The sequence below is a fragment of the Arsenicicoccus bolidensis DSM 15745 genome, from assembly GCF_000426385.1.
Taxonomy (GTDB): domain Bacteria; phylum Actinomycetota; class Actinomycetes; order Actinomycetales; family Dermatophilaceae; genus Arsenicicoccus; species Arsenicicoccus bolidensis.
Genome location: NZ_AUFG01000077.1, coordinates 1 through 4,094 on the forward strand (window position 1 = coordinate 1; position 4,094 = coordinate 4,094).

At 67.3% G+C, this 4,094-nt stretch carries 4 protein-coding genes; 1 reads left to right on the forward strand and 3 read right to left on the reverse strand.

Features of this window, described 5'->3' with window-relative positions; all coding sequences use genetic code 11:
- Positions 1–208: 208 nt before the first annotated feature.
- The 3 genes from K313_RS0119335 to K313_RS0119345 form a co-directional block, all read right to left on the reverse strand.
- Positions 209–1,453 carry an IS256 family transposase gene (locus K313_RS0119335; RefSeq protein WP_029213011.1) on the reverse strand — a complete coding sequence of 415 codons (1,245 nt, stop codon included), beginning with the start codon at positions 1,451–1,453 and terminating at the stop codon, positions 209–211.
- Between the two features lie 428 nt (positions 1,454–1,881).
- Positions 1,882–2,226: a hypothetical protein gene (locus tag K313_RS0119340; protein WP_029213012.1), complete on the reverse strand. Its 345-nt coding sequence runs from the start codon at positions 2,224–2,226 to the stop codon at positions 1,882–1,884.
- A gap of 180 nt (positions 2,227–2,406) precedes the next feature.
- Positions 2,407–2,868, reverse strand: a complete 462-nt coding sequence (locus K313_RS0119345; protein ID WP_051274235.1) for a GNAT family N-acetyltransferase — start codon at positions 2,866–2,868, stop codon at positions 2,407–2,409.
- A gap of 372 nt (positions 2,869–3,240) precedes the next feature.
- Between K313_RS0119345 and K313_RS0119350 the strand changes: the two genes are divergently transcribed.
- The gene (locus K313_RS0119350) at positions 3,241–3,825 is read left to right on the forward strand and encodes a recombinase family protein (protein WP_029213014.1); all 585 of its coding nucleotides are present in this window, start codon (positions 3,241–3,243) and stop codon (positions 3,823–3,825) included.
- Positions 3,826–4,094: the final 269 nt, after the last annotated feature.

Sequence of the window (4,094 nt, forward strand, 5' to 3'; positions counted from 1 at the left end):
AACTCTTCCTCTTGGCACCCATGAAGGCATCCTCTCCCGCCCAGCTACTCAGAGCCGGGCCAGTCAGGGTGTCCGTCGAACGGGGGCAACCTCAATAGGGCACGTCACTTCGGGTGTGGTGTTTCAGGCCGTCAATGGGCGACGGTGCTGCCGCGGTCAAGTCCGCTGGGGTGGTGTACGAGGTTAATCCCTCGGTTGGGCGTGTCGGTCAGGCAGTGAGTGCCTGGAGTTCTGGCTCGGTCACCTCCTCGGCGATGGCGTGGTCGACGGCCTGGGCGCGTGCGAGGACGTCGAGTCCGAGGTAGCGGCGGCCTTCGGCCCACTCGTCGTGTTGCTCGGCCAGGACAGCGCCGACGAGCCGGATGATGCTGGCCCGGTCGGGGAAGATCCCGACCACGTCGGTACGCCTACGGATCTCGCGGTTGAGCCGCTCGTTGGGGTTGTTCGACCAGATCTGGCGCCAGATCTCCTTCGGAAACGCGGTGAACGCCAGGATGTCGGTACGGGCTTCCTCAAGGTGCTCGGCCACGGCGGGCAGCTTCTCGGCCAGGGCGTCGAGGACCCGGTCGAACTGAGCGTGCACCGCGTCAGAGTCGGGCTGGTCGTAGATCGAGTGCAGCAACGCTTTGACCCAGCCCCATGACGACTTCGGGGTCGCGGACATCAGGTTCGCTGCGTAGTGGGTGCGGCACCGCTGCCACGCCGCGCCGGGCAACGTGGCGCCGATCGCTGAGACCAGGCCGGCGTGCGCGTCGGAGGTGACCAGCTTGACCCCCGTGAGGCCACGGGCGGTCAGGTCGCGGAAGAACGCCAGCCACCCCGCGCCGTCCTCACTGGAGGTGACCTGCACGCCGAGGATCTCCCGATGCCCGTCAGCGTTCACGCCGGTCGCGACCAGCACGTGCACCGGCACCACCCGGCCGCCCTCGCGGACCTTCAGCACCAGGGCGTCGGCGGCCACGAACGTGAACGGACCGGCGTCCTCCAGGCGGCGGGTGCGGAACTGCTCGACGTGCTCATCGAGCTCCTTGGCCATCACCGAGACCTGGGACTTCGACAGGCCGGTGATGCCGAGGGTCTGGACAAGCTTGTCCATCCGCCGCGTGCTCACGCCGAGCAGGTAGCAGGTCGCCACCACCGAGGTCAGCGCCCGTTCAGCGCGCTTCCGGCGCTCCAAGAGCCAGTCCGGGTACAGGCTGCCGGTGCGGAGCTTGGGCACCGCCACGTCGAGCGTGCCGACGCGGGTGTCGAGGTCGCGGTGGCGGTAGCCGTTGCGGGAGTTGACCCGCTCCGGGGTGCGCTCCCCGTAGCCGGCGCCGCACACCGCGTCGGCCTGCGCGGAGAGCAGCGCGTTGACGAACGTGGTCAGCAGGTCCCGCATCAGATCAGGGCTCGCCTGGGACAGCTGCTCGTTCAGGAACTGGGCAGGGTCGATACTGGGCACAGCGGTCATCAAGGTGTCCTTCTTCGAGTCGGTTGTGAGAGATCACTCGAAGGATCCACCTGGTGGCCGCGCCTACGTTGAAGGCACGCGCTCACTCAGGTCCGTCGTACACCACTCTGCTGGACTCCACTGCTGCCGCATTCATCGAAGCGGTGCTCGCTTCTGCTCTTCCACGACGATGGGAGCAAGTACCCCCACTACAGCGGCCCGGACGTTTTCTCTGCCGATATCGAGCTTGTAGATTCGACCGGTCTGCGATGGCAGCGGGTCGGACCGCACCCTCCAACGCGCATCAGTAAGCGGCCCAGCTCCAGCCCGACACATCACCTCGCGGACTGCGATTCAGGACGAGATCCCTAGGCGGCCCCGCTAGTCGACTATGAGGCGTCCAGCCCCGTGGTCGAGGGTGCCGTGCTCACCCCGGCGGCTCGGCGGCGTCACCCATCCTGCGGCATCTGCTCGAGCCACCAGCGCAGCATCCGCGCCCGGTGTTCGAACTCGCCTCGCGGGATGCCGTGCTTGCCTCTGGACGCCCCCAGAAATTCGGTGATGACGTCGAGCTGTTGGGCTGCCCTGCGGCGGATCTCGCCCGTGCGGTTCTTGCATCGCTTGCAGCAGTAATGCGGGGCGTGCCCGTGCCCGATGTAGTCCACCGGCCGGTCGCACTCCGGGTTCGCGCACGTCGAGGTCGAGCCGATGGGCTGCTCCTCGAGGTCGAGCAGCAGCCGCGCCAGCCAGGCCCGCACGTCGAGGTCACCGCGCTCGGTCAGCGTGCCGCTCACGCCTGAGTCGTAACGGGTCGCCATGCAGGCGAATCTTACCGCCGCAGTGTCAGTCGCGCGTGCCAACGATGACCAGTGCAAGCGCAAGCCCTCGCACTCTGCCCCGCCCCAGCGGCCACCAGGCCGAAGGCTCCGAGCGCCCCACTGCACACCGCCATCGCACCGCACGCCATCGCTGGGCTATAGCTGCTGGAGGTGTACGAGATGCGTCACCCAAAGGCCCGGCGCCACTTCGGCGTCGACGAGATCCTTGAACCCAAGCCGTCGATAGAGCATCCGTGCGGGCAGATTGGCTTGCCCGGTCGAGACGAGTGTGCGGCGCTCTCCTGCCCGGTCAAGCACGGCCTGGACGAGGAGTCGACCGAAGCCGCGGCGGTGTATCGCCGGGTGAACTATGAGCCGGTCGATGGCGACCTCGTCGGCGTTCTCGGTCCATGCCACAGCACCCGTCAGACGGTCGCTGGTGTACGCGCCGAGCCAGTTCAAAGGTGCCGTACGCAGGTCCGTCACATCTTCATGCAGCGCTGGGATGCGATCATCGCCGATCAAAGACGCCTCCACCCGGTAGGCGGCGCGTTGAATGGCGAGCAGCCCGTCGGCAAGGTCCTCGTCTTCGGAAGGTCTGATCGCCTTGATGTGCACGGGGTAAGACTGTCATCGGCTGCGGCGATCGGATGCTGCTGGAGGCCCGGCGGTGATCGCCGAGCATGAGGCCAGGGCGGCTGCGCGAGACCGCTTCGCTCGGTGCAGAGAGAGGCTGATGAGGACCCAGCCTGTGCGATGACAACCCCCATAGCGACCATCGCGGGCCTCGAGGGCCTCGAGGCCCATGCTCACATCCGGGCGGTCCGAGGGACACCACCGATCTCACGTGTGCGATGACGATCGTCAAACGCGACACCACGGCGGCATCCTCTGCTCGGCGTACCGATCTCGCCGGGACCGTCGCATTTGACCTGCACGCTCTAGAATCGCAGTGACGACCTCAAGTGACACAGGAGTGAGCGGGGCAACGTGTTGATCGGATACGCGCGGGTCTCGACCGAGCGGCAGGACCTCGCGGCACAGCTCAAGGGCCTGGCGGACCTCGGCGTGGCCCGGGAGCGGGTCTACACGGACAAGCGGACCGGTCGGTCGATGAAGAACCGGCCCGGGCTCACACAGGCAATCGCCGCGCTTCGTCCGGGTGACGTGCTCGTGGTGACCAAGCTCGACCGGCTCGCCCGATCGGTGCCCGATGCTCGCGACCTCGTCGGTCAGGTCTACGACAAGGGCGCTGCGCTCCAGCTCGGGCCGTCGCTGCACGACCCGGAGGACCCCGTCGGGAAGTTCCTGTTCAACGCGCTGGCGATGGTCGCCGAGTTCGAGTCCGACCTGAACCGGCAGCGCACGATGGAGGGCTTGGCGATCGCGCGGGCACAGGGCCGCCTCAACGGGAAGCCGCCGAAGTTGAACGAGCGGAGGACGAAGAAGTTGCTCCAGGACTACGAGGCCGGCACCGCGACGGTCGGCCAGCTCGCCGAGGACTACAACGTGTCGCGAGCAACCGTGTACCGCACGATCAAGCGCGCGAAGGCGCAGGCGGAGGATTCTCGATGACCGCGCTCCGGGAGGGAATTCCGTGAGTTCGCCGGCGCCCGAGTATATTCTGCTGCGGGGCGAGGACCCGTCGCAGGTCCCGCTGATCTTGTTCCACGGTTCGAACGGCAGCGAGGTCGACCTGCTCCCACTGGCTCAGCGGCTCACGCCTAGGGCGTGTCTCTTAAAGTGGGCAGCCATAGGAGGATCGCGCGGAGCAGGACGCCGGCCCGGTAGGTCAGGGCGAGCTTGTCGTACCTGGTGGCCAGGGCGCGCCATTGCTTGACGCG

Excerpts from the sequence above, each read along its gene's own strand:
- K313_RS0119335 (WP_029213011.1), bottom strand. The coding sequence starts at position 1,453 with ATGACCGCTGTGCCCAGTATCGACCCTGCCCAGTTCCTGAACGAGCAG.